A 25960-nucleotide genomic window follows, 5' to 3' on the forward strand; every position below is an offset into this window, starting at 1 on the left:
AATAATAATCTAAAAAGGTTGGATAATTTCTAATATGTGATTTCTCTATAAATTGCCAATGGATAAATACCAATTTTTGGATAAGTTGGTACGAAAAAGAATTTATCTAAATTTTCAAATGTTGAAAACATATTCCTAAATGCTTTTTCAAAAGCCATTGTTTCATTTAACTTTTCATCATCTAACAGTATAAATTCGTCGTCTGTGTGCTTTCTCTTATCTTCTTCTGCAGGGCTTGAAGTCAAAATCCCAAGAACGGTTAGTTTTAAATTTGGCCTAGAACCATATGTGTATATGAGCCTGTTGTAGTCGCCAATTGTTAAGTTTTTTTCTTCTAAGGAAGCAAGTATTTGAAAATCTGAAAATTCATCAAATGGTAATAATCTAAAGTTTAATCTATCGGGTGAAAAAGTATCTAAAAAAGTCTTCATACCCTCAATCCACTTTTCATCAAAAAGAGTAACACCAAGATTATCCTCAATCATTTTATCTAATTTCTTCTCTATATTTGAAAGGGCTATAAAATCTTTATGGTGCGCACTTTTATTTTTAGAAATTTCTTTTTTCTTATCATTTACCTGAATTCTTAAACTGTTAAGTTCAGGATTATTTTTAAGATTGTCGTAATTTATAAATCTCGATATATCATTAATGTTCGAAGATATCAACTTCAATTTCTTAAAGTCCTCAAATTTTGACCAACCGCTTGCTTTCACAAAAGATAATTCTTCAAATTTTTTAGTGAAGTCAGAAAAAGAAATATTACCATTTCTAAATGTTTCATTAATATTTGTCAGAATATTTTTCTCCGATAAATCTCGTTCAAGTTGGTTTAATACCTCGTGAAATAATTCAACTTTTTCAGTTTTTATAGTTTTCTCTGTAGTTTTTCCTCCTGTATTCCCTTTGACAATTTGAAGGTTAAAACCTATACCACCTTCAAAATTACTTTCATCTTCAAATGCACGTGAAACTTCTTGTAAGAAACCACCTGAAATTTGACTACTGATTGATTTTACCTTTTCAAAATCAAAATAAATTAAATCTTTTATTGTTTCCATTATATCTGTAATTGTTACGCTCCCTCCACCAAAGCAATTTCCTCGTCGGTAAGGTTGTAGAGTTGGTAAACGGTTTTATTAATTCGATTATCTAAAGACTGAATAAGGTTTCGGTAGAAATTTCTATCATGGTCTGAAACGGCTTTTTGCTCATCTTTTTTGGCTTGAAGCATTTGCTCTACCAATTTTACCAAAGCGTCGTGGAGCGGTTGGTTTTCGGGCGTGATTTTGGGGATGGGTAGTTGTTCTACGTGTGTTTTCTTAACCTGCGCCAAAACTTCACCCTTTTCGGGATTTAATTGCTGATAATAAAAATCAGTAAGTTTTGAATTTAAATTTCCTAAAACAAAATTTCCATTAATATACTGAGGAATTACAATATTAAGATTATCACGTGCTATTATATTTCTACCAATAATTGTCGCAATGATTCTGTCTGCAGTTTGACGAATAATGATTTTTTCTTCGGCTTGGAAAATTTCCGGTTTTCTAGGTTCTGCCAACCATTCACCATATTGTATCCAACTGTTTTCATTCCAAAAATTAACATATTTGTTCATTAAACTTCCGCGAAGTAAAGGCAACCAATTTTCACCTTCCGGTTTATGCTGATTTTCTTTTACAAAAGGTTTTTCATCAACAATTTCACGAGTTTGTTTTGGAACACCTTTGCCAACTTGAAAAGGTTTCACACCAACTGTCGAAATAGAACATTCTTTCAAAAAGATAGAATTTGCCAAAATTTTCTTATACAACTGCGTTTCTTCCGGTCTTGCCAAAACATTGACGATTTCACCATTTTTTTCAAAAGCATTTTGGTCTAATTGCTGATAAGGAATTGCTTTTTCATCTTGCACCAAATCCACATCAAAGTAGTTTTCTTTTCCTGCATTTCCATTCTCAAAAATAATGACGTGTGTATCTACAACAGCATCGAAAATATGTTTTTTACTATGCAGAATTTTTTTCCAACTATAAGCATTTAGTAGATGTTTTCTAATATTGGTAAACGTAACACTCTGCAACCAAGTATTAGGGATAATTACGCCTAACAAACCTGTTTTGTTCAGCAAATGGTGGTAGCGTTCCAAAAACAATAAATACAAATCATACTGATAGTTTTGGTGCTGATAATTCTGCTGAAAAAACTTCAAAATAAACTTATCTAAAACTTTCACATACGGTGGATTTCCCACAATCGCATCAAAACCGGATTGCTTCGTTCCTCGTGCAGATGAAAACACCATTGGAAATGCCTGTTCAAAATCGAACGGGTTGAGTTTGCGCATTTCTTCTTTTCCAAACTCCAAAACGCCGTCCATAATTTCGTAACCAATCAGCGAGTTTCCACATTTGATATTTCCGGATAAATCGGGCAGAATTTTTTCGGCAAACAACACATTCATATCATTTGCCGTTGCCATTGTTTCATCTTCCAACAATTTCAGAAACAGGGAAACCTGCGATACTTCGGTTGCCTGCAAATCGATATCTACCCCAAAAACATTATCGAGCAAAATCTGCTGTTTCTGCCTGATGCTCAATACCCAAATCTGGTTTTCGGTATCGAATATACAACCGTCCTTTTTGGCGTCGTCGGAGTTTTGGTTGTAATATTTTTTATAATAATCCAACAAAAAATCATACACACCAATGAGGAAGGAACCGCTACCGCAGGCAATATCCGCAAATTTCAGTTTGGCGATTTCCTTTGGCTTTTTGTCGGCTATTTTTTTGCCAACGGTATTTTCTACGATATAATCTACAATGTATTTCGGCGTATAAAACACACCGCCTGCTTTACGCACTTCGGGTTTCAGTTCTATGCGCGCCTTACCGTCTTCCACCACAATAATCTTCCCTAAAAATCTTTCGTAAATATTCCCAAGAATGTGGATGGGAATGTAATTGAAATCGTAAGGTGTATTGGTATGGTCAAGATCCTGCGCTATGTTTTTGAAGAGTTCTTCGTTGGCACCGAGGAAAGCGTTTTTATCGATAAAATGTTCCTTAAAAACCACTCCGTTGTATTTGGCATCCAACCTTTTGGACAGTTCTATAAACTTGCGCCAAGGATGTTCGGAAGTTGAAATGCCATGCATTAAATCTTCGGGTTCAATCTGCTTGTCTTCGAGGAAACGGATAAACACCAAACGGTCTATGGTTCTTTGTGTGGCTTCAGTAAGGTCGTAATGGTCGAGCGTAGGATTGTTTTGATAAAATGCCTGTGCCATTTGCAGACGGATATCGTCGATATAATCGAGGAAACTGTCGTCGATACTTTGGTAGCGTCCTCCGAAAAGTTTGAGTTGTTTTGCCTTTCCTTTTGGCTGCGGAAGATTTTCGACAAATTTGGTAAGATTGCCTGCGTCGACGGCTTCGCGGGAAAAGAGCCAATAGAATTCTGAAAACTTCTCCTCGTCCAACAAATCCAAATATTTGTAGTATTTGATTTCATTGGAAAGAATGGTATCAAAATCGGGTTTAAACCGACAGTCAATCAAAACAATTTCCTCAAAATCAGTAAGTATTGAGATACCAGTTTGCGAGTTCCATCCATATTTTGCCGTTTGAAAATAATCGTCACGGTTTTGTCTTAAAGTACGGGATGGTTTTTTGGCTTCCACAAAGAACTGCACTTTTTTGAAATCTGGAGCGAGATAAAACGCATAATCTGCGCGTTTCTGCGCCTGATGTCCTTCCTGCCTTTGCGGCTTTTCCACCTTAACTTCCTGCTCGAAAGGGTTTTTCTGAATGTCATGCAGAACATCCCAGTCTAAAGCCATAAACAGTTTATCGATAAAATCCTGACGAACACGGGCTTCCACATAAGACGGCGAAAGATAATGCGCTTCATTGGCTTTGAAAGTTTCAATGAGTTCTCTTGTTTTAAGATAGGCGTTTTGGAGCATATAGTTTTTATGGTTAAAAAAAGGATAATGCAATTTACAGAAAAGCAATGAAGTAAAAAAAAAGTAAGTAAAGTAAGTAAGTTTAGAAACAAAAACTTTTTATAAAAAATGACTGCGAAAAAAACTATTTAAAACAATGAAGAAAAGCGAAAAATAAGGAAGTGCTAAGCGCCGTTTGCGCTGAAAGTTTCTGTTTCAGCATTTTTTTTCTGAGAGAAAAAATAAAAATTTTGTTTTGGCGAACTTTGGTTACTTTACTTACTTTGAGGAAATGTCAGTTTCTTATCTCAATTAAAATAGGTGATACGCAACAAATAAAACCAACTTTCTAACAGACAAAAGTGATGTTATTTACCTTTGTGGTTATTCGGAATATGAAATATTTTTTGTAAATTCAGAATTCGTACAGATTTCAAATTCAACTTAGCAAAATGAAAATCCTTATTGTAGAAGACGAAAAATTTCTTGCCGAAAGCATTCAGGAATATCTGAAGAAGCAGTATCAAACCGAAATTGCACAGGATTTTGAATCTGCAAAAGAAAAAGTGCTGAATTACGATTACGACTGCATTTTGCTGGACATCACGCTTCCCGACGGAAACGGCCTGAATATTCTGAAAATTTTAAAAGAGGAAAATAAAACCGAAGGCATCATCATCATTTCCGCAAAAAATTCGCTGGACGACAAAATTTTGGGTCTGGAACTGGGTGCAGACGATTATCTTCCCAAACCTTTTCACCTTTCCGAACTTTCTGCAAGAATTTCTTCCGTCATCCGAAGGCGAAATTTCGACGGAAATAATGTATTGAAAATTAATGATTTAGATATTGATGCTGTTGCCAAAACCGTGAAGTTTAAGCATCAATTTCTTGATTTGACGAGGACTGAATTTGATTTGCTCGCTTTTTTAATTTCAAACAAAAACAAAGTGGTTTCAAAAAGTGCCATTGCGGAACATATTTCGGGAGACCAAGCCGAATTTTTCGATAATTTTGATTTTATCTACGCCCACATCAAAAATTTGAAAAAGAAAATTACCAATTCCGGAGCCCGAGATTTTTTGAAATCCGTTTACGGAATGGGCTATAAATACGAGGTTTTTTGAAACTTTCCCACTACATATCGCTTCGTTACATCGGTTTGGCAATGGTTATTTTGCTGGCCTCAATTCCTGCATTTTATTTTGCCCTGCAACACATTATGCTGAAAAATGTGGATGATAACCTGAAGGAACAAAAACACTGGATTGAAAATCAGCACCATTTAGATGTAAGAAATTTGCCCGCTTTCAATAAAAATATTCAGGTAAGCGAAGTTCAAAATACCGGAAAAGAAACTTTTTCTACCGCTAATATTTACGATGAAGGAGAACAGGAAAACGTCAAAACGCGAAGCCTGATTTTTTATAAAACCCAAGACAAAAAAAACTACGAAATCGTTCTGCACCGTTCGTTGGTGGAATCTGAAGACATCCTGAAAACCATTGCACTTCTTCAGTTTCTGCTGTTTGTTTTAATGTCGGCTTCGCTGTTGCTCATCAACCGCAATGTGGAAAAAAACGTGTGGAAACCCTTCTACAAAATGCTTGAAATTCTGAAGTTGTACCGCATTGAGAAAGATTCGGAAATTTATCTTCAACAAACTAAAATTGCAGAAATGCAAAGTCTGAACACCTCGGTTGCCGATTTGGTGACGCGAAATAAAAAACAGTTTCTCGCGCAGAAAGAATTTACCGAAAATGCTTCGCACGAACTGCAGACACCACTGGCCATCATCCAAAATAAAACCGAACTGCTGTTGCAAACCGAAAACCTATCTGAAGAACAAATGAAGATTATCGGACAGATTTATGAGACCAACAACCGGCTTTCACGTTTGAATAAAAGTATGCTGTTGCTTTCTAAACTGGATAACGGACAATTTCAGGAGCGTAAGGAAATCCAACTTTCTCGATTGGCGGAAATGATTATCGAGGAATTTAAAGCATTTTATCCGCAGAAAAATCTAATTTTCGTCGAAAATTTTAAGACTCAAAAGACGGTTTCCGCTGATGAAAATTTAGTGCGTACGCTTCTGGGAAATCTGATTTCCAACGCGATAAAGTACGCAGCACCAAATTCAGAAATAGATGTGGATTTGGATGAGAGGTATTTTCAAATCTCTAATGTGGGAAAACCTCAAGAATTAGATACAAACCGGCTTTTCAAAAGATTTCAGAAGCAGAATCCTGATGGCTCCGGCAATGGATTAGGCTTGGAAATTTCTAAAAAAATCTGCGAGATGTATGGTTGGAATCTTACTTATGATTTCAGGAACGCACGGCATTTTTTCAAAATTGATTTCTAAAAACCATAGGTTTTGTTAAAATTTCGTTAAACTTTTTACTTAACTTCAAAATTCAGTTTTCATACAGATTTGGTTGGCAATTTTGTCCTGTAAAAACAAAGTAAATGTCTAACCTAAAAATTTAACAAAATGAAAAAGACAATTTTAATTCCAAGTGTAGTAGCAGTTTTAGCAGGCGGTGCCCTTTTCGCACAGCAAAATCAAAAAAAATCAGAGGGTGAAGTTCCGCAAGCAGTTCTGAAGGCTTTTCAGAGGGATTACCCCAATGTGAAAGATGTAGATTGGGATGCTGAAGACGGCGCGTTTGAAGCAGAATTTGACCTCAACAAACAGGAAATTTCTGTAACTTACTCTGCAACCGGCCAAAAGCAGGAAACCGAAACTGAGATTGCGCTTAGTGAACTTCCTGCGAATATACAAGCCTACGCACAAAAAAAAAATCTGGGCAAAATAAAAGAGGCATCCAAAATTGTAAATGCAGACGGTTCAACCACTTACGAAGCGGAAGTGAAAAACGGAGACGCCATTTTTGACCAAAACGGCAATTTCCTGAAAATCAATCAGGATAAAGATTAAAATTTTTTCCCAACTCTTTCAGCGTTCCAAACGCTGAAAGAGTTTTATCACATAAAAACCAAAAATTATGAACACAGAAACCTTTAGCAAAGTCGCGAAAATCACGCTGATTTTTTGGCTCATGAAAATTGTGGCGACCACCCTCGGCGAAACTTTCGGGGATTTTATTTCACAAACCTTAAATCTCGGTTATTATGTCGGTTTAGCGGTGACGGCCGGAATTTTTCTAGTGGCACTTCTTCTTCAATTGAATGCCAAAAAATATGTTCCGTGGATTTTTTGGTTCGTGATTATCGGAACCACCACTTTCGGCACAGAAATTTCAGATTTTATTGACAGAACTTTGAAGGTCGGCTATACGGGCGGAACAATAATTCTCCTGTCCGGACTTGCGATTTCCCTGTTGTTGTGGTACAAAAAGTATAAAAACTTGGAAGTGTACCCAATCACGGAACGTACCAAAGAAGTTTATTTTTGGGTGGCGGTTCTTTTCTCAAATTCTTTGGGTACCGCTTTTGGTGATTTTTTGGGCGATAGTTTGGGCCTCTCCTATTTTCAGGGCGCGGTGATTTGCGGCGGCATTATTTTGATTGTTGTCTTACTGCACTACTTTACGAAAATTAATCATATTCTGTTGTTTTGGATTGCCTTTATTTTCACCCGTCCTTTTGGTGCAACTTTCGGCGATTTCCTTACAAAACCACTTGCAAAGGGAGGTTTGGATTTGGGAACTTTGAATGCTTCACTGGTTTCCGTCGGAATTATGGCTGTCTTAATTTTTATTGCCCACAGAAAACATCTACAGGAAGATGCCTGATTTTAATGTTAAAAACTTAGTTCTATGGTTGGAAAGATGAATAAAATTTTATTTTTCCCTCAAGACTCTTTTAGAAAATCTGCCAATGGTAATTCCCTGAATAAGAATACTGAACACCACCGCAATATAGGTAACGACCAACAAAATATCGCGGGTTTCATTATCGGGAAGCGACAGCACCAACGCCAACGACAAACCACCACGCAAACCGCCCCAAATGATGACTTTTGCTTCATCTTTTCGGATGTCTAAAATTCTTGGGAATAGCCTCCTCGGTACACTTACCGCCAAAAAACGTGAAAATATGAGGATAAGGACGGATAAAACGCCCAAAATCAAATATTTAATATCGAAATCAATGACTACCAAAACCAAGGCGATTAAGATAAATAAAAGTGCGTTCAGAATGACATCCACCAATTCCCAAAATTTGGCGACGTATTCTTCAGTTCTGTCGCTCATGGCCTGTCCTTTCCTGAAATTTCCGACCATCAAACCCATAATAACCATCGCCAAAGCCCCGGAAATATGCAAAGTGGAAGAAATAAAATAGCCCAACATCACAAACGCAAGCGTTAATAAAACTTCCGTTTCGTAATGGTCTATCGTGGAAAGTAAATAATGCAAAATGTAACCGATAATTAAGCCAAAAATAACTCCGCCCACGGCTTCCTGAACGAAGAGCCACGCAAAATGACCGGCATCAAAACCTACCGCATTTACGCCAATCATTTCCGTTAGCGCAATAAATAAAACCACGCCAATACCATCATTAAAGAGCGATTCGCCCACAATCGTAATTTCCACTTTTTCGGGAACCTTGGCTTCTTTCAAAATACTCAAAACTGCAATAGGGTCTGTTGGCGAAATGAGCGCCCCGAAAATAAAGCAATACAGCATCGGAATATCCAATCCTAAAAGCAAAGCCACATAATGAAAGACAAACGCAATGAAAACCGTGGAAAACAAAACACCGCCAACCGCCAAAACGCTGATATTTTTCAAATGATTTTTCAGCGCAAACCAATTGGTATGAAGCGCGCCGGCAAAGAGCAGAAAACCCAAAAAGATATTTAATACCGAACTGCTGATATCGGATTTTACCACCAAATCACGAATCTGAAGAAAAGGTTCCGCATAAAAATTTTTGGTGATTATTACCACAAGCGACAAAACCACAGAGAGAAAAAACAAACCAATAACGAAAGGCAGTTTGATAAACCGCTGATTGACATACGCCAAACCCGCAGACAACGAAATAAGAAGTATTAAATAGTAATACGGTATCATTATTTTTCTCTGTTGTAAAGTTCGAGTGTATCTACTTTCAGGCGCACTTTAAGCCATTTTTGCAGTTTCTCCCGTTCCTGTGCAGACAGTTCGCCATCTGCATCATAAATGGCCACCGGAATTACGGAAGCACTATCTGCCTCGGTTAAAACTTCCTGTTTGGAAGCGGAAAGCGATTTTAGTTCCGGAAAAAATGCTTTGGCTTCTTTATAAAGATTATCGGTGTTAAAAGTATAGCGGTTGATTTTAGCATTCAGTTCGGCTGCAATTTTGGAAGCATCATTGGCTGCCTCATTATTCTGAATTTTATTGGCTTTAGCCAAAAAAGCGCTGTCCTGACGAATGATGAGTTTCGTATTTTCCAAACCGAAGTCTGCCATTTTTTGGTTTTCTTCAGCAATTTGAGCCGCCGTAAAGCGTCGTGTAAGAAACGCCAATTCCACTCTGCGCGGGTCTGTAGAATAATAAGTTTTGCGATAAACAATAGTATTTCCCTTATCTTCAAATTCTTTGGTGATATACTGCGAAACCTTGTCATAAAACCTCTGCTGCTGAATAAAGCGATAAGCAAAATATACACTTGGAATAATCATCAGCAAGGTGATTCCCGTAATCCAGTTTCTTACGGAACTTGCTTTTTTGTTATCCACCAAACTTGCTGCCGGATAATTGAGGTATTTCACAATAATGAACGTCGCAATACAGATAAAAACGCAGTTGATGGTATAGAGAAACATCGCCCCGGCAAAATACCCGAAGTTTCCGGTTGCCAATCCATAACCTGCCGTGCAGAGCGGTGGCATTAAGGCCGTAGCAATAGCCACACCCGGAATCGGGTTTCCTTTTTCAACTCTCGTTACGGCAATTACGCCAACCAAACCACCAAAAAATGCAATGAGAACATCATAAATATTAGGTGCTGTTCTCGCTAAAATCTCAGACTGCGCTTCCTTGAAAGGCGAAAGTAAAAAGTATAAAAATGAGACTATTAAACCCACTAAAGTAGAAATCAGCAGATTTTTGAGGGATTTTCTTAACAACGTGAAATCGTAAATTCCCAGTGCGAAACCCGCACCCACAATTGGTCCCATTAGAGGTGAAATTAACATTGCACCGATAACCACCGCTGTTGAATTGACATTCAGACCAACGGAAGCCACCATAATGGCACAAGCCAAAATCCAGAAATTGGAACCCGAAAAGGAAATACTGTTCTTTACATTTTCTAATACTTTTTCCTTGTTCTCTTCGCCGTTGTGAAGGTTGAAAAGTTTGTTCATTTACAGGATAATTTAGCCCCTAAAATTACAATTTTATTCTTTATACCATTTCAGTTCCTGAATATTAGCCGGCATAGAAATACCGTTGGTAAGCAGATTGATTTTCACCTGATCAATCATTTCGCTGCGGATCATCAGGGCATCGCGACGGTAATCTTCGGCTGCCACCCAGAAAAATACCTTTATATTGACGGAATTTACACCCAATTCGTCCGTCATTACGAAAGGTTCGCGGTCTTCATCTTTTAAAGAAAGCGGATGACTGTTCATCGTGTTCAAAATGATTTTTTTGGCTTGGTCAATATCATTTTCGTAAGCAATACCTACCATAAAATCCATCCGGAAATAGCCGTCTTCAGTAAAGTTGAACACCGGTTTTTTTATCACGTCGCTGTTCGGAATATAGACATCTTTGCCGTCAAAAGTCTTCAGTTTGGTGTAGCGGAACTCCATGGATTTTACCCTGCCGAATATATCGCCGATACTCACCGTATCATTAATGTTGAAAGGCCTGTTGAACGACAGAATAATTCCTGAAATAAAATTTTCTCCGATATCCTTAAAGGCAAATCCCAAAATCACGGCAGAAGCACCTGCGGCTGTTAAAACTCCTGTAGCAATTCCGTCCAAGCCGGCAACTTTCAGTCCGAACATAATAACGATAATGACAAATACGGTTTTAATGGCTTTGATCAAAAAATTGGTCATCAACGGGTCTGTCGATTTGCCTGCTATAAACTTCCGTGAAAGGTCCGTGAGTTTATTGGCTATAAAAATGCCCAATGCAATTACCAAAATTGCGGCAAGGAGACTGGGAATCTGTTCTACAAAACTGTTCCAACTGTCCTGAAATGACTGTATTAATTTTCCGGTTTCCATTTATATTTCATATTAATTAATATACCCTCATCAATTTGCCTGGTGAACAACTCTCTGAGGAAAAGGAATTTCAATATCGTGCTGTCTGAACGCCTCAAAATATTTAACTCTCAATTCACTTTTGAGATTTTCTACCCTGAACGGATCACTTGACCAGAAATAAACATTAAAAATCAAGGCAGAATCTGCATAATCATTAAATCTAACGAACGGTTCCGGTGTTTTTGCCACTTTCGGATTAGCGGCAGTTACAGATTTTATAATATCCATAACAGTCTGAACATCTGAACTGTAAGCAACACCCACCTGAATATCAAACCGTGAATTGAGATTGCTGTGCGTCCAATTGAACAGATTGTTTTTGGTGAGAAAAGTGTTCGGCAGAATCACATATTTGTCGTCCCGCGTTAAAACGGTGGTGGTTCTCAAATTAATTTCCTTCACCTGACACACCAGGTTATCCACTTCAATAATATCGCCCACTTTAATGCTCGAATCCAACAGCAACACAATTCCTGAAACAAAGTCGCTGAAAATATTCTGCAAACCCAAACCAATACCCACCAATAAAGCTGCGGAAGCGCCCATCAAAACAGAAACATTTATGCCGATCATATCCATCCCGAGAATGAAACCAACAACATAAAGAACGTATTTAATCAGACTGAAAATGGTGAACTTTTTAGATTCGTCAAGTTTATGAGAGCGGTAAATCAGTTTCCGAATGAGTTTTATAATAAAATTCAAAGCCAAAATAAAAATGACTAAAAATATCAGCGAAGAAACCGAAATATCGGCTTTACCAATGGTAAAAAGTTTGAAGTTCAAGAGTTCTCTGAACGTAAATTCTATATTTTTCATAATTTCTACATAATTAATCTTACACCACCCAAATCTGCCACACGATAACTAAACCGGTCGCTTGGCGAGGCTATGAACATAAAGTTTTTCGGTATATTCCAATGGCGGGAAAGCTCATCGATCAGTTGTGGTGTAAACTCGCCGGGAATTTCTACAAACTCGATATCAATTTCCGGATAGGCACGGTCCAAAACACGAAGGTCCGATTTTAAATCTCCGTTGTCATCACCTGCTCGGAAAACATTTACCACTTTAAGTTTTTTGGTGGTCTCGTTATTCTGCACATACTGCATCACCTTATTCATAATGGCCACATCATCTTTTTTTGTAAAAAACACGAACTCCTGCGAATGAATATTGCGGTTTAAACGCCGTAAATATCTGTTTGACCCGACGAAAAATTTCCTGAAAGGTCTGGAAAATGCTTCTAAACCCGAAATTAAAGCCGAAATAATGATGGTTCGGTTCAGCATAACGCCCACCACCAATAATGCCGGAATTAAATATTGCAAAAACGTATAAAAAGCCGCTTTGTTAAGCAAAATGTTACCAAAAAATGCTAAAACTACAAATGAAACCGCAATCAAAACATTCAAAACAGTTGCTCTTTCGGGACGCGGAAGTTTTCGCCGCTTGATTTTCAGCAGTAAATTCCCTATTCCGAAAAGTGCCATTACCGAAAGAAATGAAAAGGTATAAACCCCTGCAAGCGAAGCCAAATCGCCTTTTGTAGCAAACAATACGGAAACACACAGAATTAGAAAACCTATTGCAATTCTGTAAAAAGAGCCTTTTTTGTTGGTTTTCAGAAAATAATTGGGCAAGATTCTATCTAAAGTCATACGGTTTACCAAACCCAAAACACCCACGAAAGACGTAAGAACTGCACCACAAAGCACCAAAACCGCATCAATGGAAATAATGGTTGCAAGCCAACTTCCGCCGGTTTTGCTGCCAAGGTAAGCCAATAATGCCGAACTGTGCTCCTGAACATCGGCCACAGGAATTATAAAAATCACCAAAAGCGCCATCACAGGATTGAAAAAACTAACGACCGCCCACATATTTCTTAATGTTTTCGGGAAGACGCCGTGCTTCTGTTCTTCCACAAAATTGGCTGAACTTTCAAAGCCTGAAATCCCCAACATTGCTGCAGAAAATCCTAAGAAAAGTGCCGTGAGTAAATTTCCGCCCTTCACCGGCAAACTCCAATTGAGTTCGAAAACATCTAAACCATTTCCCAAAACAAACACAATTCCCGTAATAAGCAATAAACTTAAAGCGGCTAAATGGGTAATAAAGATTACCACCGCAACAATTGCCGATTCCGAAATTCCTATAATGGTTAACAGCGTAAAAATGCCTAAAACCACTACTGTTGCCAACATTACATTCACCGGAATTAAATGGTCGAGATAATGCATGGCTTCCGAAGCGGAGATTACCGCCGTTGCCATATAAGACAGCACCGTTAAAGCCGCCGCAACTGAAGCCACTTTTTTTGAGGACGTATTGAGCAATACATTGTAAGCACCGCCGTTTAATGGCAAAGCACCCACAACTTCTCCATATATTTTCCTGAATAGAAACAAGACCACAGCAACTACCAAAAGTGAAATCCAGGCAAACTGACCGGCATACATCACGGTAAGCGCTGAAACATACAGACAACTTGAACTAATGTCGTTTCCGCTGATTGCAGTGGACTGTAGCTCGTTGAGTTTTTTATGAACGGACTTTTCCATTTCTTACATTTTTTTCTTTAGTTTTTTCCTGCATAATTTCGTTGATGCCAATCATTCCTATAGTTCCCACCGGCATATCAACACGGTTTCTGAGGCTGGTATAACGCGCCTCCACTTCTACAGGCAATTTTCGGTCCGAAGCAATTTCTTTCACTTCAAACTCCTTGGTGCAGGACATAATGTTATAAAGATCACTTCTGCGGTCTTTCAGGTTTCTTACGCTGCCATATTCGTGGAGCTCGTCCAATAATTTTAAATCTACATCAGCAATCAAAATCATTTCAGTGTTTGGTGTGGATTCACTTTTCACGGCGTTACTCGGAAAGGCAAAATCGCTTGGCGTGAAAACCGCACTTTGCGAATAATGAATATCGAGATTTTCCACCTGCGGAAGATTGCCCACATTTCCTGTAATTGCCACGTAACATTCGTTTTCTATGGCTCTGGCTTCGGCACATTTTCTTACACGCATATAGGCATTCTGCGTATCGGTAAGGTAAGGCACAAACAAAATCTGCATGCCCTGGTCTGCCAAGATTCTGGGAAGTTCCGGAAATTCAACATCGTAACAGATCAAAACGCCCACTTTTCCGGCATCGGTGTCAAAAGTTTTAATAGTATCTCCACCTTTCAAGCCCCAATATTTGGTTTCGTCGGGCGTAATATGAATTTTGTCGTAACGGTCTATTTTCCCGTTTCTGTGACACAGGAAACCCGTGTTTTTCAGTTCGCCGTTTTCGTAGAAAGGCATACTTCCGGCAATGATATTTACATTGTAAGCAACAGCCAATTCACTAAATTTATCCCGGATTTTAAGCGTGTATTTGGAAAGCAAACGCATGGCTTCGGCTTCAGAAACATTTTTGAATTCCGCCATCAGCGAGGTGTTGAAATATTCCGGAAATAAGGCAAAATCGGATTTGTAACCGGAAATAGCGTCCACAAAATATTCTGCCTGCGTAAACAAATCATCCAAATTTTTATACATCCTCATCTTCCACTGCACCAAGCCGATACGGACGTTTTTCTTTGGTGTTTTTCTGTCGGAATCTTCCTCTTCATAAAAGACATTGTTCCATTCTAAAAGCGTTGCAAATTCCTTGCTCTGCACATCTTCCGGAATATAGTTTTTAATAATTTTTCTCACATGGAAATCGTTGCTCATCTGAAAACTCAGCACGGGGTCATAAATTTCCTTGTGTTTTACTTTTTCAAGATACTGTTTTGGTGAAAGTTCATCGGCGTATTTATGATAAAAAGGAATTCTGCCACCGAAAATAATATTCTTAAGGTTCAGTTTTTCGGCAAGTTCTTTTCGCGCGTCATACAATCTTCTTCCTAATCTTAACCCTCTGTAATCCGGGTGGATAAAGACTTCTATACCGTAAAGCGTTTTTCCGTTTTCATCAAAGGAAGAAAAAGTGTAATTTCCGGTGATTTGTTCGTAGGTATGCCTGTCTCCGAATGTATCGTAATCTACAATTAGCGAGAGTGCGCATCCGGCAACTTTTCCGTCAATAAGGACAACCAACTGCCCTTCCGGAAAAATTTCTGTTAATTTTTGAATGGATTTTTCACTCCAATAACTGCCCTGCCAATTGGGATATGCCTTCTTCATGACGGTCAATAATTCTGAATACTGTTCAGGTTTTAGAGCACAAATTTCTATATGTTGTGTTGAATTCATCATATTACTGATTTTAAATTTTAGATTTTAAATGTTAAATGTTGTTTTCCTGAAGTTTAAGAAAACGGTTCGGAGTAAGGAAAATTTTAATGCTGAAGATTTTTACGGAACGTTTCGGGTGTTTGACCTGTAGAATTTTTGAAATATTTCCCAAAATGAGAATTGTCGCTAAAACCCAATTCCAAAGAAATCTGCCTCACGGAAAGTTTTGTGTGCGAAAGCAGCCGTTTGGCTTCCAATACAATACGGTTTTTAATGACGTTACCTGCCGGTTTGCCAAGATATTCTTTTACCACTGCATTAAGGTAATTAGGCGTTACGGACAATTGAGCAGCGTATTCCTTAGGCATTTTTTTCTCCCGAAAGTGCAGATTGACCAAAGTACGGAACTCGGAAACCAATAAACCCTTATGGTCTGAAACAGAAGCCTCGAATTTAGAATTCTCTGACGCCGAGGACATCTTCAACACGCAGGTTTTCAGCAACAAACAGATGACTTCCCGAGAATAGCCATTCTTTTTTTGGAATTCGAGTTTGATGTTTTCAAAAATGTTCAGCCAAAAATTTTTCTCGCGTTCGGGTATGTCAATATATACCGGCAGACTTTCTACCGCCGTATCGCTTTGCACCAAATCATTACCGGTAAATATAAGATTGTAAAAGGATTTTGAAAAAAGCAGGATGTAGCCTTCGACATGGGAAGCAATATTCCAAGAATGTATCTGGTCGTAATTGATAAAAAAAAGTCGGTTGGGTGCGATTGGGTATTCTTCAAAATCGATGCTGTGCGAGCCATTACCCTCAACGGTGTAAATTAAAGCGTAAAAATCGTGGCGGTGTGGTTCCGAAAGATGCGGGGCATCCTTTAAGAAGTGGGCAAAGCGGTAAAAGTCAAAATCTACCACGTCCGCATCATGCTCTTTTATATTTTTAACAGTATATTTTATCAGTGTGTCAAAATCTTCCATAAGCGATTTAAAATATACCACAAAGATAAAATATACCATAAAATAAATTATGGTATATTTTAACACTGTCATGGAACAATTTATAAGTTTAAATTATGAAATAGTTATTTATCAAATGCGTTTCACGAAATGGTTTTTTCTTTTTTTTATTTGATAGCCAATATCCGAAATGACTTTCTTTTCCACATAAGAAGAGTTCATCACACTCAACAAGCTCATATAGTTCAGCTCAAAAGCAACCGTGTCTCCCACTTTATAATTCTTGTAGGAATTTTGCAGGTCCAAGACCAACATATCACTGCTTTGCCCCACGATTTCGAGATTTTTATTGACGGGCTTAATATTTTTGGGTGACAAATCTAACAGACCAATATCCACAATCGCCCTTGTGGTATTTTTTATTTTTTTCAGGTTATTAAAATCTTTTTTCTCTCCGGTGAGATTTGTTCCTAATTTTCCTTCGGGAATATTGGGTTTTTCTTTAATCTCAATAATTTCGGCGTTCAGTTTAAAGACATCGTGATGCATGCCTTCAATAAAGGTATCGTCGTAAACATTGGTTCCAAAGAACAAAGTTTCGCCAATCCGGAAGTGGTTGATATACGGTGGCATTTCGTCGTTCAACACCAACGGTATCGAAACAGATGCACCTCCTGAAATATAGGGAATACGAATATTGAAGGTCTTTTCAATTTCTTGTTTCGACTCGTGAAGCAGTTTCATTTTGTCGTAATCGGGCAACACGCCGTTCATGCAGCAAAGATTGGTTCCGATACCCACTATTTCTATGTTAGGAAGTTTCAATATTTTACCAAAAAAATCTAAAAGCTTTTCCCGAACGACACCTTCCCGCAATTCACCCATTTCAATCATTATAACAACTTTATGAAATTTATTCAGCGAGACTGCTTTACTGGACAATAAGGACAAGGTTTCAACTTCTGTATTAAAACTCACATCAGCATATTTTACAACATCATCCACAAAAGTTAAAGGGACGGGCTTAATATAGACGGTCTGTACGTCCGGGTTTAGGGCTTTTATTGTTTTTAAATTTGAAATTCTGGAATCGCAGAATTCGCCAATAGGCAACGAAAGCACTTCATACAGAAATGTATCGTTACCGCACAGCACTTTGGTTACCACGCTCCATTCTATATTTTTTTTAGAAAAAAAACGATTAAGATAATTGAAATTCTCCCTTAGTTTTCTTCTATTGAGTGTTACTATTGACATTTTTTTCGTTTGGTAGGCGCATTTCGAGATACTTCGAAGTAAAGCCTAATTTTTCGTAAAGATATTTTGCGGGATTATCAGGTTCGCAATGCAGCGCAATAGCACCATCGCAAACCTTGATTGTTTCCTGCATCAGTTTTTTTCCAATTCCTCTGCCTCTGTATTTTTCGTGGGTAGCAATGTAAACTAAAATATTTTCGGGAATGTATTTCTGCATCCCTGTTTTATTGACTACGACTGCACCCACAATCATTTCTTTGTCTGTAGCGACAAGCAGATAACCGCCTTTTCCGTTTTCATTTTCGGAAACGTAGTTTAAGGCAAGCATAATATCGTCTTTCGGGTCACCAAATTCTTGCAAATGTTCGAAAAGAAAATTAGCAACTTCGTGACGGTAAGACAGCGGAATGTGTGTATTGGAAAACTTTATAATTTGCATTTGTGTTCGTTATTTTTAAACCGGCATCATTGGATAAGGCATAGCCACATACTCCTGGGCAGGCGTAGCCTCTTCTTCTTTAGGGAAGAACAAAACCGGTCTTTTGGATTTATAGACTATATTTTCAGTAAAATTATTTTTGAATAGTTGGGTAAAAGATTTTTCCGTAGAAACATTTACCGCAATCAAATCCGAATTATTTTCGTCTCCGATTGCCAAAATATCGTTGTGAGGTTCCAAAGAAAATTTTAAATCCTCTTTAATAGTAGAAATTTCAGAATTGTGTAATTTTTCACTAAAAATTTGTACTTTATTTCCTAAATTCCGGATGTTACTCTTGCGATCGAAAGCGTCGATAGCCACAAGACGAACATTGGCTTTATTCTTTTTGGCGATTGGCATTACAGACTGCAGTTTATCTTCCACCGCCTTTACATTGCGAATCGGAAAAAGGATTTTTTCAAACTTTTCCTTATTGAAATTTTCAGGAATCGTCATGACCGGTACCGCACTGTTTGCGATAATCTCATAGGTATTCGAACTGATAAAGCCCGGTCTTCTTTTTGGATATTGCACAGGCATCAAAATGAGGTCTATGTTTTTCTGCTTGCTGTATTTCAGAACTTGTGTAGCGACAGATCCAATGGCGTGTTGGGCGATAACATCTTCATTTGTAATTTTCCTCATCACCATTTTGTAAGTTGCTAATTGTTTTTCCGCAGACTCAATCATTGCGTTTCCGTGGAAAAAAAATTTTCCGCTCGATACACTTCCTGTTCCCAACAATGAGATAGGGATCACATTAAGCACATGCACCTTAGCACCGTGACGGTTAGCTACTGCTGCAGCGATGTTCAGAAATTTTTCATTTCTACGGGTAAAGTCTAGGGGAATCAGTATATTTTTTATTGCATTATTCATCTTCATAAAAGTTTAGTGCAAAGGTAAAATATACCATACTTTCAGTGTGGGAAGATTTAGGCGGATGGTGGTACAATTTACATTCGTGAATACTAGAGGCTTGCTATCTACTGGAATATAATCAAAACCTTTAGAAATTATATTATTATTTAGGTTAATTATATTTTTCATAGCAAATTCGTTCCTCAGGAAGCACTAAATGTATTACATAGAAATATTGGTTCTATTCTTAATGATATTATTAAACGGCATTTTCTCAATGAGTGAAATCGCATTGGTATCTGCAAAGAAATTCAAATTTGAAAATTTGGCTACAAAAGGAAGTGCCAATGCTAAAAAAGTAATACCACCCGCCGAAAAACCGAATACATTTTTATCCACCGTACAGATTGGCATTACCTTAATCGGCATATTTACAAGTGTTTACAGCGGCGATAAAATTACTGAAGATGTAAAAGTATTCCTTTCGAGGTTCGAGTCACTGCAGCAATATTCTGATTCAATCTCCGTGGTGTTGGTACTTGTTATATTAACATTTTTTTCCATTGTTTTTGGGGAACTCATTCCGAAAAGAATGGGCCTGATTTTTCCGGAAAAAATCGCCGTGATGATGGCAAAACCCATGATATTGCTTTCCACCATTGCAAAGCCGTTTATCTGGCTGCTTACCAGCACCAATAATTTTGTCCTTGGTATTTTCGGTATAAAAGAAAAAAATGACGGACTGGTAACCGAAGAAGAAATAAAAGCCATGCTGCACCAAAGTGTGGAAGGTGGTGATGTGAAAATAATAGAGCACAATATTGTTGAGCGTGTATTCGCATTGGGAGACCGACGTGTGCGCGAACTGATTACGCCAAGGAAAGACCTAATTTATTTCGACATTACCGACGGGTTGCAGATGATAAAAGAAAAAAGCAATATAGAATCCCATTCCATTTATCCTGTGGTAGATAAGAACCTGGATAATTTGATAGGATATGTATCTGTAAAAGAGCTTTTTTCTCAAGTTACTGATTCTGAAGAATTTCAACTTAGGTCATTTATAAGCGAACCACTATTTGTGCATGAAAACACTGCTGCTTACCGGGTTTTGGAACAGTTTAAAACTAAAAGAATTTACTACGCATTTGTTGTTGACGAATATGGCTTCCTGGAAGGATTGATTGCGATGGATGACTTAATGGATGCCTTAATAGGTGATGCAACCGATTATGGACAAAGAGAAATGCAGATTTCTGAAAATACTGACGGGAGTTTTATATTGGACGGTCAATTTTCCTACTACGAACTATTGCAAAAATTATAATTGGAAGATGAGTATGAACCCGGTGACTATAACACCGTGGATGGTTTCCTCATCTCCCAACTGCAACATTTCCCAAAAGAGCGAGAAGAAGTTTTTTGGAACGATTATATTTTCACCATTCTTAAAACTGATAAGAAAAGGATTGAAAAAGTGAGCGTAAAGCCTGCAGCAGAACAGACTTAGTACAAAAACATCCCTATTTTAACATATTTAAAAATTACGATTTAAAGCGGAACGGAATTTCCTGCTGCACAGCACATACCTTCTTAACCTCTGAACCCTCTTTATTTTTAGCATCTACTATTTCTGGTTCCAAAAAATTAACTGCGTACACATAGGAGTTATTTTTCATCACCCGGTTGTAACCATGTTTTCGTAACGCTTTTCCCAATTTGTTTACAGAAGCATCCGATATATTTAGATTTGCCCGGCTTGTTATCATTTGCAGAATTTGTGTGGTGTTTAAAAAGTACTGGGCGGTTTCTTTTTCTGCACTTTCAAACCAAGTTAAAAGCAATTCCTCTTCCGGACTTCTTAACTGATACTGTTCGTTGTTGGCGTTAATCTCTTTGATTTCTTCCTGATTGAACCAATGGCGGAATTCTGATTTGTAGAGTGATACTGCCTGAGCATACACTTTGTTGATATCAATATTATGGGTGTATTCGATATTTTCTACTTCGAAGCAAAGGAAACGGCGTGAGCCGGTTGTATCATTTAAAAATTGGGCGGTGTTTACAGAACCTGCGAATGATGCACGTCTTGGCATATTTTCATTGTTGTGTCCGTAGGCTTTTCGCATTCTGATGTGGGTTTTAGTGATGATTTCTTTAAGGGAACCTATTTCAGTTTTATTTAAGTTTTCCAATTCGTCCAAATTGATTAACATACATTCTGCTAAGTGAATTAAAGTGTCTTTATTGCTTGGGTTTATAGTCCCGGAAAAGATATATTCTTTCAAAGGTTTAGGCATCAGTTTTTCTATCCACGTTGTTTTTCCTAAACCTTGCTTTCCACTAAAAACAATTACTGTTTGATTGACTTGCTTTTCATCGAGTACACAAGCCACCATAGCCACAAACCATTTTTTGAAACACACTCTCCATAAATCTTGTTTTGTGGTGGTTATAGTATCTGCAAGCAGTTCTATATAGTCGGTTTCATCAGTGTTTGCCTGCAGATTGTTGAAATAATCTTCAAACGGATCGTACATTTCGCAGTAGTCGGAATGCAGGAGATTCCGTAAGGAATTGATGCTGCATTTCACTTTGGCTTTTAAGATTTCGCGAAGGATTGAGTTTTCGGTGAAGTCGGTCATTGGTTTGTATTTGTATGCTTTTAACGTTTTAAATTCTAATTTCCCTAAAACAGTGTTGTAACGAAAGTTGTAACGGTTGTTGAGAAACATTTCCAGTTTGTCAATGTAGGACGGTTGTTCTTCATCGTCATCAGAGAAATTTCCGTCTTCGGTTTTTGTCGCGAACGGTTCACCGGAATTTTTTCTATTACTCGTCAATCGATCGGATTTCGCAGATTTTTTTGTTGGTGTAAAAGTATCTGTGTTATGTTCTGCGGTGTTTTGGTAGGCACTCTGGACTGCTGTTGTAACTTCTCTTGCATCATAGCCATAATCCGCTAAAATATAGCCCAATGCCATTGCTTCCGAAATTCCTTTACGGTTCAGATTGTTGGCTAAAGCAAAAACGAAGTTATTACGGTTGCCTTCAGTGAACTGGATTTTCTTTTCGGTGAAGCGGACAGCATGCTCATACAAAACATCATAATCCGCTTGCGGATTATTTTGATGTTTTGAGATTCCTCGCTTTTGCGCGGAATGACAATCTTCTATTTTCGGATTATCAGCAAAGATTTCGGAATTTTCGTTCAGGTATAATTCGGGATCAAAGGACATAAAGCAAAGTCTTGTAATGTCTTTTCCTGATTTATCGATTTCTACCTCCAATAATTCTTCGAAATATCGCTGTAATTCCAAGAAGGTTTCTTTGTGCTGTTCTTTATCCGTCGAAACTTTCACGAAAATTTTCAGTCCATTTCCTGAAGGACTTACGAATGAAGCAAATACAAAATCATCCATTCTTATTTTAGTCCTGCATTGCTGGAGTTTTTCTTTTTCGAGTTTGTCTATATCCAATACCATTAATCCGTTGTAATTGGTAAGGAATTCCATTTTTCTGCCGCCGTTAAATGTTGCACTGGGCGTAAATGCCGGAAGGGATTTTTTTGCTCTTTCTGCGGCTTCTTTCTTGTCGTCGGCAAGAGATTTTCTTAAATAAGTGATAGCGTTTTGATATACTCCGGTTTTAATATCGGAAAGGATTTTCAGAATATCTTTTTGTTCGGTTACTTCGTTGAAGTTTTTAAATATGGTGGATTTCATTTTGTTAGAAGTTAGATTTTAGAAGTTAGATTTTAGAGAAAAGCCCTCACTGAATTTGAGGGCTTAAAGGTTTCAGCGCTTGGAACATTGTCAGTCACTTTTTCGCGAAAGACTTGTTGTAGTGATCCTGCATGGTCTTTTCAACATCAGACAGTTTGTAGTAGATTTTACTGCCTACCTGGGAAAAAGAAATCTTCCCTTCATCGCGCCAGGTCTGTGCTGTTCTGCGTGAGATTTTCAGCATTGCGATTAATTCTTCATTGTCCAGGAATACTTCCTGTTTTGCTGCTGTCTTAGCGTTAAGTTTTTCGTGAATCTCATTAATTTTTGAGATTAGACCATCAAATTGCTCTTTTGATAAAATAATTGCTTCCATAATATTTTTGGGTTTAAGATTATGAAGCAAAGTTGTGGGAAAGAAAAAAGTCCGGAAGTCCCGAAATGGTCTCGCCGGGACTATTCTTTTTACAACAGTTTATCTAAGTCTATGCGTTTGTGAGAGTTAGGTCGTTTATCATTTTTTGAAGGGCGCAAAATAGTTTCAACTGTAGCGGGACTTAATGAAAGTCCCGCTCGATCTTCAAATGAATTTACGATAACCGCAACAATATCCTGCACTGAACCGTCAATAAAAGGCTTTCCATCCTCAAACATCTCACGATTCAACTGGAAAAACACATCAACAATCTGATTTACATTGCAGTTGATCCTTAGTTTGGAATATGGCAATAAACCTTCCGGGGTGGAAGGCAGAGCATTCTGCATTTCTGCTTTTGCTTTGGCATAACTTTGAAGTTTTCCAATGAGTTTCTGGCATTCCTGTTCAAAGTCCGGCAATTTGTTATTTATCAATTCCAGTTCTGCTGTACTGTATTCAAAAATTTCGGTTGTGAGAAAGAACACCTTTTCCTGTATCGTAGGGAGTGAATGGCATTTTAATTTCGATTCCTTAAAACTGAAATATCTTTCCTCTGACTGTGCGTTTATTTCTCTTGCCGGTGGTCTCTTAGTTTTTTCTTTTGATTTTTCAATTTTGAGTTCCTGCCTTTACAGTTCAATGCAGGTCTGAAATTTCATCAGTTTAGAATCACGCTTTGCCTCATGGAAGATTTCCTCATTCTCGGAAATGAGCTTCTCAAACTTGTTGAGCCAAAACATGGGATCTTTGACCAGGCTACAATGGTGGTTCAGAAAGTCGGGAATGTTGGAATTGTTTTGGTTGAAGGCCTTTGTGAAGAGTGCCTGGCAGTATGTTTCGAGGGTTTCCTCCGGGATTTTTTCAATATCAAATAAGGCGTTGAACGCGTCCGTAACCTTTACAGACGAAAATTGCACGAAGGGTGCAGTTTCCTTTATGAGATACCTGGAAGCCATGGCTATGATATATTAGACTTTCTTTTATGAAAGTATTGTTTGCTTTTAACTGCATTGTTTGGTTTTTAAGCAAAAATCTTTTAAAATCATAACCGAAAACATTAAGATTTTCACTTTTAGCGACTAAATGTAAATTTAGGAAATTGGATGCAAACTTTTAAAAAAGAAATTTTCTGAAATAAAAAAAACCTTAAAAAAAGATTTTAAGGCTTTGAATATCTACTTTTTAGGTTATCAACAGAATAGAAATTAAATTACAAACTGATCGACCGCTTTTGAAAGTTCTTCATTTACGATTTTGGCATAAATCTGCGTGGTGGAAATATCTTTATGATCTAAAAGTTTTGAAACGTGCTCAATCCTCATGCCCTTATTTAAAGCCATTGTGGCAAATGTATGACGGCTTAAATGGAAATGGAGTGTAAAGGGGAATTCCAAATCCTTACCTAATTTACGGAGATAGACATTGCACAGTCCGTTTTGGTTTGAAACAGCTCTTCTCCTTCCTTCTGCATCAATCGAAAAATAATTTTTTTCCGTAATTGCAGGAAAAAGAAATTCCCCCAGATTGTCGGGATGGTTTCTGTATTTTTTGATGATTTTCTGCGCGGTTTCGCCAATTTTGAAATGGTGTACACGCCCGGTTTTTTCGACCTCTTTACGAATCATGTGTGTTTCTGGATCGTATTCATATACCGTAAGCGTTACAACATCTGAAAATCTTAAACCTCCCGCAGAAACCGAAAACATAAACAGGTCCCGGTATAGTTCTGCCTTAGACCGTCCTTCAAACTTATGCTTCTTTAGTTTTTCAAACTGCTCTTCTGTCAAGAAGTTTCTTTTGCTGGGTTCCGTCTCCAACTTGAGTTTCTTGAATGGATACAAGCTTTCATCAATGATTTCCTCTTCCTGGGCGTGCTTGAACATCATAGAAAGAACAATCATACTTAACTTTTGGGAAGTCTTATTGTTTTTCAGAACATTTCCGGCATACAGCATATAGTCTTTTAGAAGGCCAACTGTAATATCATCAAACATAATACTGTCGTCATTGACGAAGCTTTTGAATTTTTTTAGTTGCGATGCGTAAACTTTGTAAGTTTGCGGAGAGTAGATGTGTTCCAGCTTTTTCAGCTTTTTCTCGGAATATTCAAAGAATTTTACATGGTCTTTTCCCTTGATGGCTTCCTTTAATTTTCTGGCAGTAACAGATTTTGATTTTCTTTCGGAATCGGCAATAGTTGCTGAAGCTTCGGCAAGTTTTGCCATAAGCATCGCATTCATCCGGGCACTGTTGGGGAAACTCTTGCGGACTTTCTTATTGTCGTCATCCCATTGGGACGGGTGAACCTTTAGGCCGGTGCTGATAAACTTTGACTGTCGGTCATGAATAAGCCGGATGTAAAGCGGGCATTTGCCTTCCTTATCAGGCTGCTGCGTTCTGAGGATAAATTTCACTGAGGCCATAAGCAAAATATATTTTCGATGTTGTACTAAAAATTCTGTTTTTTGAAAAGGAACGCAAACCGCTGAAATACTGTATATTCAAATGGATGCAACCTGATACAAAGGTACAACATTTAGTACAACAAATTCTATTTTCCGTTGCTTTTTTATGCTTTTAATTTAACAGTTAAAAAACAAATGTAGCCTATTAATAGGCATTTAGAAGTATTTTGAAACATTGATTTGAATATATCGTACAACACATAAATTTACGTATCTTTTCGAAAAGACAAAGTTTTTATTACAAAAAACGCATAAAAAAACGAAACATTTTGGTGCAGTTCAACCTATCTGAAAATCCCACAAAACTCTTTTGAACATTTTTCAAAACCACACAATATATTCATCCAACTT

The 25960-nt window shown here is 37.7% G+C and carries 23 protein-coding genes; 6 read left to right on the plus strand and 17 right to left on the minus strand.

From position 1 onward, the window contains the following. Positions 1-29: 29 nt before the first annotated feature. Both NOV28_RS06860 and NOV28_RS06865 read right to left on the minus strand, forming a co-directional pair. Entirely contained in the window at positions 30-1061 is a 1032-nt protein-coding gene (locus NOV28_RS06860) for a DUF6414 family protein (protein ID WP_255928983.1), read from the minus strand. A 14-nt stretch (positions 1062-1075) separates the two neighbouring features. Next, a complete protein-coding gene (locus NOV28_RS06865; RefSeq protein WP_255928985.1) occupies positions 1076-3973 on the minus strand; it encodes an Eco57I restriction-modification methylase domain-containing protein in 2898 nt (965 codons plus the stop codon). 431 nt (positions 3974-4404) lie between these two features. Here NOV28_RS06865 and NOV28_RS06870 point away from each other — a divergent pair, with 431 nt between their 5' ends. The 4 genes from NOV28_RS06870 (at position 4405) to NOV28_RS06885 (ending at position 7713) form a co-directional block, all read left to right on the plus strand. Then, positions 4405-5079: a response regulator transcription factor gene (locus NOV28_RS06870; protein WP_255928987.1), complete on the plus strand. Its 675-nt coding sequence runs from the start codon at positions 4405-4407 to the stop codon at positions 5077-5079. Further along, a complete protein-coding gene (locus NOV28_RS06875) occupies positions 5076-6320 on the plus strand; it encodes a sensor histidine kinase (RefSeq protein WP_255928989.1) in 1245 nt (414 codons plus the stop codon). The genes NOV28_RS06870 and NOV28_RS06875 overlap by 4 nt, the downstream gene beginning before the upstream one ends. A gap of 129 nt (positions 6321-6449) precedes the next feature. Further along, positions 6450-6896 (plus strand): PepSY-like domain-containing protein, encoded by a 447-nt coding sequence (locus tag NOV28_RS06880; protein ID WP_255928991.1) that lies wholly within the window; start codon positions 6450-6452, stop codon positions 6894-6896. Positions 6897-6963: 67 nt separating this feature from the next. Further along, a complete protein-coding gene (locus NOV28_RS06885; RefSeq protein WP_255928993.1) occupies positions 6964-7713 on the plus strand; it encodes a COG4705 family protein in 750 nt (249 codons plus the stop codon). 48 nt (positions 7714-7761) lie between these two features. On the opposite strand, the gene NOV28_RS06890 is transcribed toward NOV28_RS06885, so the two are convergent. The 10 genes from NOV28_RS06890 to NOV28_RS06935 all read right to left on the minus strand — a co-directional run bounded on the left by NOV28_RS06890 (position 7762) and on the right by NOV28_RS06935 (position 19019). Next, positions 7762-9003, minus strand: coding sequence for a cation:proton antiporter (locus NOV28_RS06890; protein ID WP_255928995.1), 1242 nt, complete (start codon positions 9001-9003; stop codon positions 7762-7764). Continuing rightward, positions 9003-10283: a DUF389 domain-containing protein gene (locus tag NOV28_RS06895; RefSeq protein WP_255928997.1), complete on the minus strand. Its 1281-nt coding sequence runs from the start codon at positions 10281-10283 to the stop codon at positions 9003-9005. The genes NOV28_RS06890 and NOV28_RS06895 overlap by 1 nt, the downstream gene beginning before the upstream one ends. Positions 10284-10316: 33 nt before the next feature. Continuing rightward, positions 10317-11162: a mechanosensitive ion channel family protein gene (locus NOV28_RS06900; RefSeq protein WP_255928999.1), complete on the minus strand. Its 846-nt coding sequence runs from the start codon at positions 11160-11162 to the stop codon at positions 10317-10319. Positions 11163-11192: 30 nt separating this feature from the next. Further along, a complete protein-coding gene (locus NOV28_RS06905) occupies positions 11193-12023 on the minus strand; it encodes a mechanosensitive ion channel family protein (protein ID WP_255929001.1) in 831 nt (276 codons plus the stop codon). 5 nt (positions 12024-12028) lie between these two features. Then, the gene (locus NOV28_RS06910) at positions 12029-13768 is read right to left on the minus strand and encodes an APC family permease (RefSeq protein WP_255929003.1); all 1740 of its coding nucleotides are present in this window, start codon (positions 13766-13768) and stop codon (positions 12029-12031) included. Next, the gene (locus NOV28_RS06915) at positions 13749-15458 is read right to left on the minus strand and encodes a carbon-nitrogen hydrolase family protein (protein WP_255929005.1); all 1710 of its coding nucleotides are present in this window, start codon (positions 15456-15458) and stop codon (positions 13749-13751) included. Before NOV28_RS06915 ends, NOV28_RS06910 begins: the two co-directional genes overlap by 20 nt. Before the next feature lie 83 nt (positions 15459-15541). Next, positions 15542-16423, minus strand: a complete 882-nt coding sequence (locus NOV28_RS06920) for a helix-turn-helix domain-containing protein (RefSeq protein ID WP_255929007.1) — start codon at positions 16421-16423, stop codon at positions 15542-15544. Positions 16424-16534: 111 nt separating this feature from the next. Beyond that, the gene (locus NOV28_RS06925; protein ID WP_255929009.1) at positions 16535-17659 is read right to left on the minus strand and encodes an alanine racemase; all 1125 of its coding nucleotides are present in this window, start codon (positions 17657-17659) and stop codon (positions 16535-16537) included. Continuing rightward, positions 17637-18098 carry a GNAT family N-acetyltransferase gene (locus NOV28_RS06930; protein ID WP_255929011.1) on the minus strand — a complete coding sequence of 154 codons (462 nt, stop codon included), beginning with the start codon at positions 18096-18098 and terminating at the stop codon, positions 17637-17639. The genes NOV28_RS06925 and NOV28_RS06930 overlap by 23 nt, the downstream gene beginning before the upstream one ends. Positions 18099-18113: 15 nt before the next feature. Next, entirely contained in the window at positions 18114-19019 is a 906-nt protein-coding gene (locus tag NOV28_RS06935; RefSeq protein WP_255929013.1) for a universal stress protein, read from the minus strand. Between the two features lie 232 nt (positions 19020-19251). Between NOV28_RS06935 and NOV28_RS06940 the strand changes: the two genes are divergently transcribed. Together NOV28_RS06940 and NOV28_RS06945 are read left to right on the plus strand one after the other, a co-directional pair. Then, positions 19252-20328, plus strand: a complete 1077-nt coding sequence (locus tag NOV28_RS06940; protein ID WP_255929015.1) for a hemolysin family protein — start codon at positions 19252-19254, stop codon at positions 20326-20328. Then, the gene (locus NOV28_RS06945) at positions 20329-20511 is read left to right on the plus strand and encodes a transporter associated domain-containing protein (protein ID WP_255929017.1); all 183 of its coding nucleotides are present in this window, start codon (positions 20329-20331) and stop codon (positions 20509-20511) included. 34 nt (positions 20512-20545) lie between these two features. Here NOV28_RS06945 and NOV28_RS06950 read toward each other — a convergent pair whose 3' ends face one another. From NOV28_RS06950 to NOV28_RS06970, 5 genes are all read right to left on the minus strand, one after another. Continuing rightward, complete coding sequence (locus NOV28_RS06950) at positions 20546-22726, minus strand: VapE domain-containing protein (protein ID WP_255929019.1); 2181 nt, start codon at positions 22724-22726, stop codon at positions 20546-20548. A 94-nt stretch (positions 22727-22820) separates the two neighbouring features. Further along, positions 22821-23102: a helix-turn-helix domain-containing protein gene (locus tag NOV28_RS06955; protein WP_255929021.1), complete on the minus strand. Its 282-nt coding sequence runs from the start codon at positions 23100-23102 to the stop codon at positions 22821-22823. An 89-nt stretch (positions 23103-23191) separates the two neighbouring features. Then, complete coding sequence (locus NOV28_RS06960; protein ID WP_255929023.1) at positions 23192-23629, minus strand: hypothetical protein; 438 nt, start codon at positions 23627-23629, stop codon at positions 23192-23194. Between the two features lie 144 nt (positions 23630-23773). Beyond that, positions 23774-24100: a hypothetical protein gene (locus NOV28_RS06965; RefSeq protein WP_255929025.1), complete on the minus strand. Its 327-nt coding sequence runs from the start codon at positions 24098-24100 to the stop codon at positions 23774-23776. A 249-nt stretch (positions 24101-24349) separates the two neighbouring features. Further along, entirely contained in the window at positions 24350-25567 is a 1218-nt protein-coding gene (locus NOV28_RS06970; protein ID WP_255929027.1) for a site-specific integrase, read from the minus strand. Between the last annotated feature and the right edge of the window lie 393 nt (positions 25568-25960).

Source organism: Kaistella montana (genome assembly GCF_024436175.1).
Lineage (GTDB): Bacteria > Bacteroidota > Bacteroidia > Flavobacteriales > Weeksellaceae > Kaistella > Kaistella montana.

Excerpts from the sequence above, each read along its gene's own strand:
- NOV28_RS06970 (WP_255929027.1), bottom strand. The coding sequence starts at position 25,567 with ATGGCCTCAGTGAAATTTATCCTCAGAACGCAGCAGCCTGATAAGGAA.
- NOV28_RS06965 (WP_255929025.1), bottom strand. The coding sequence starts at position 24,100 with ATGGCTTCCAGGTATCTCATAAAGGAAACTGCACCCTTCGTGCAATTT.
- NOV28_RS06955 (WP_255929021.1), bottom strand. The coding sequence starts at position 23,102 with ATGGAAGCAATTATTTTATCAAAAGAGCAATTTGATGGTCTAATCTCA.
- NOV28_RS06920 (WP_255929007.1), bottom strand. The coding sequence starts at position 16,423 with ATGGAAGATTTTGACACACTGATAAAATATACTGTTAAAAATATAAAA.
- NOV28_RS06925 (WP_255929009.1), bottom strand. The coding sequence starts at position 17,659 with ATGTCAATAGTAACACTCAATAGAAGAAAACTAAGGGAGAATTTCAAT.
- NOV28_RS06860 (WP_255928983.1), bottom strand. The coding sequence starts at position 1,061 with ATGGAAACAATAAAAGATTTAATTTATTTTGATTTTGAAAAGGTAAAA.
- NOV28_RS06885 (WP_255928993.1), top strand. The coding sequence starts at position 6,964 with ATGAACACAGAAACCTTTAGCAAAGTCGCGAAAATCACGCTGATTTTT.
- NOV28_RS06865 (WP_255928985.1), bottom strand. The coding sequence starts at position 3,973 with ATGCTCCAAAACGCCTATCTTAAAACAAGAGAACTCATTGAAACTTTC.
- NOV28_RS06930 (WP_255929011.1), bottom strand. The coding sequence starts at position 18,098 with ATGCAAATTATAAAGTTTTCCAATACACACATTCCGCTGTCTTACCGT.
- NOV28_RS06895 (WP_255928997.1), bottom strand. The coding sequence starts at position 10,283 with ATGAACAAACTTTTCAACCTTCACAACGGCGAAGAGAACAAGGAAAAA.
- NOV28_RS06880 (WP_255928991.1), top strand. The coding sequence starts at position 6,450 with ATGAAAAAGACAATTTTAATTCCAAGTGTAGTAGCAGTTTTAGCAGGC.
- NOV28_RS06950 (WP_255929019.1), bottom strand. The coding sequence starts at position 22,726 with ATGAAATCCACCATATTTAAAAACTTCAACGAAGTAACCGAACAAAAA.
- NOV28_RS06870 (WP_255928987.1), top strand. The coding sequence starts at position 4,405 with ATGAAAATCCTTATTGTAGAAGACGAAAAATTTCTTGCCGAAAGCATT.
- NOV28_RS06905 (WP_255929001.1), bottom strand. The coding sequence starts at position 12,023 with ATGAAAAATATAGAATTTACGTTCAGAGAACTCTTGAACTTCAAACTT.
- NOV28_RS06910 (WP_255929003.1), bottom strand. The coding sequence starts at position 13,768 with ATGGAAAAGTCCGTTCATAAAAAACTCAACGAGCTACAGTCCACTGCA.
- NOV28_RS06900 (WP_255928999.1), bottom strand. The coding sequence starts at position 11,162 with ATGGAAACCGGAAAATTAATACAGTCATTTCAGGACAGTTGGAACAGT.
- NOV28_RS06915 (WP_255929005.1), bottom strand. The coding sequence starts at position 15,458 with ATGATGAATTCAACACAACATATAGAAATTTGTGCTCTAAAACCTGAA.
- NOV28_RS06935 (WP_255929013.1), bottom strand. The coding sequence starts at position 19,019 with ATGAATAATGCAATAAAAAATATACTGATTCCCCTAGACTTTACCCGT.
- NOV28_RS06940 (WP_255929015.1), top strand. The coding sequence starts at position 19,252 with ATGATATTATTAAACGGCATTTTCTCAATGAGTGAAATCGCATTGGTA.
- NOV28_RS06890 (WP_255928995.1), bottom strand. The coding sequence starts at position 9,003 with ATGATACCGTATTACTATTTAATACTTCTTATTTCGTTGTCTGCGGGT.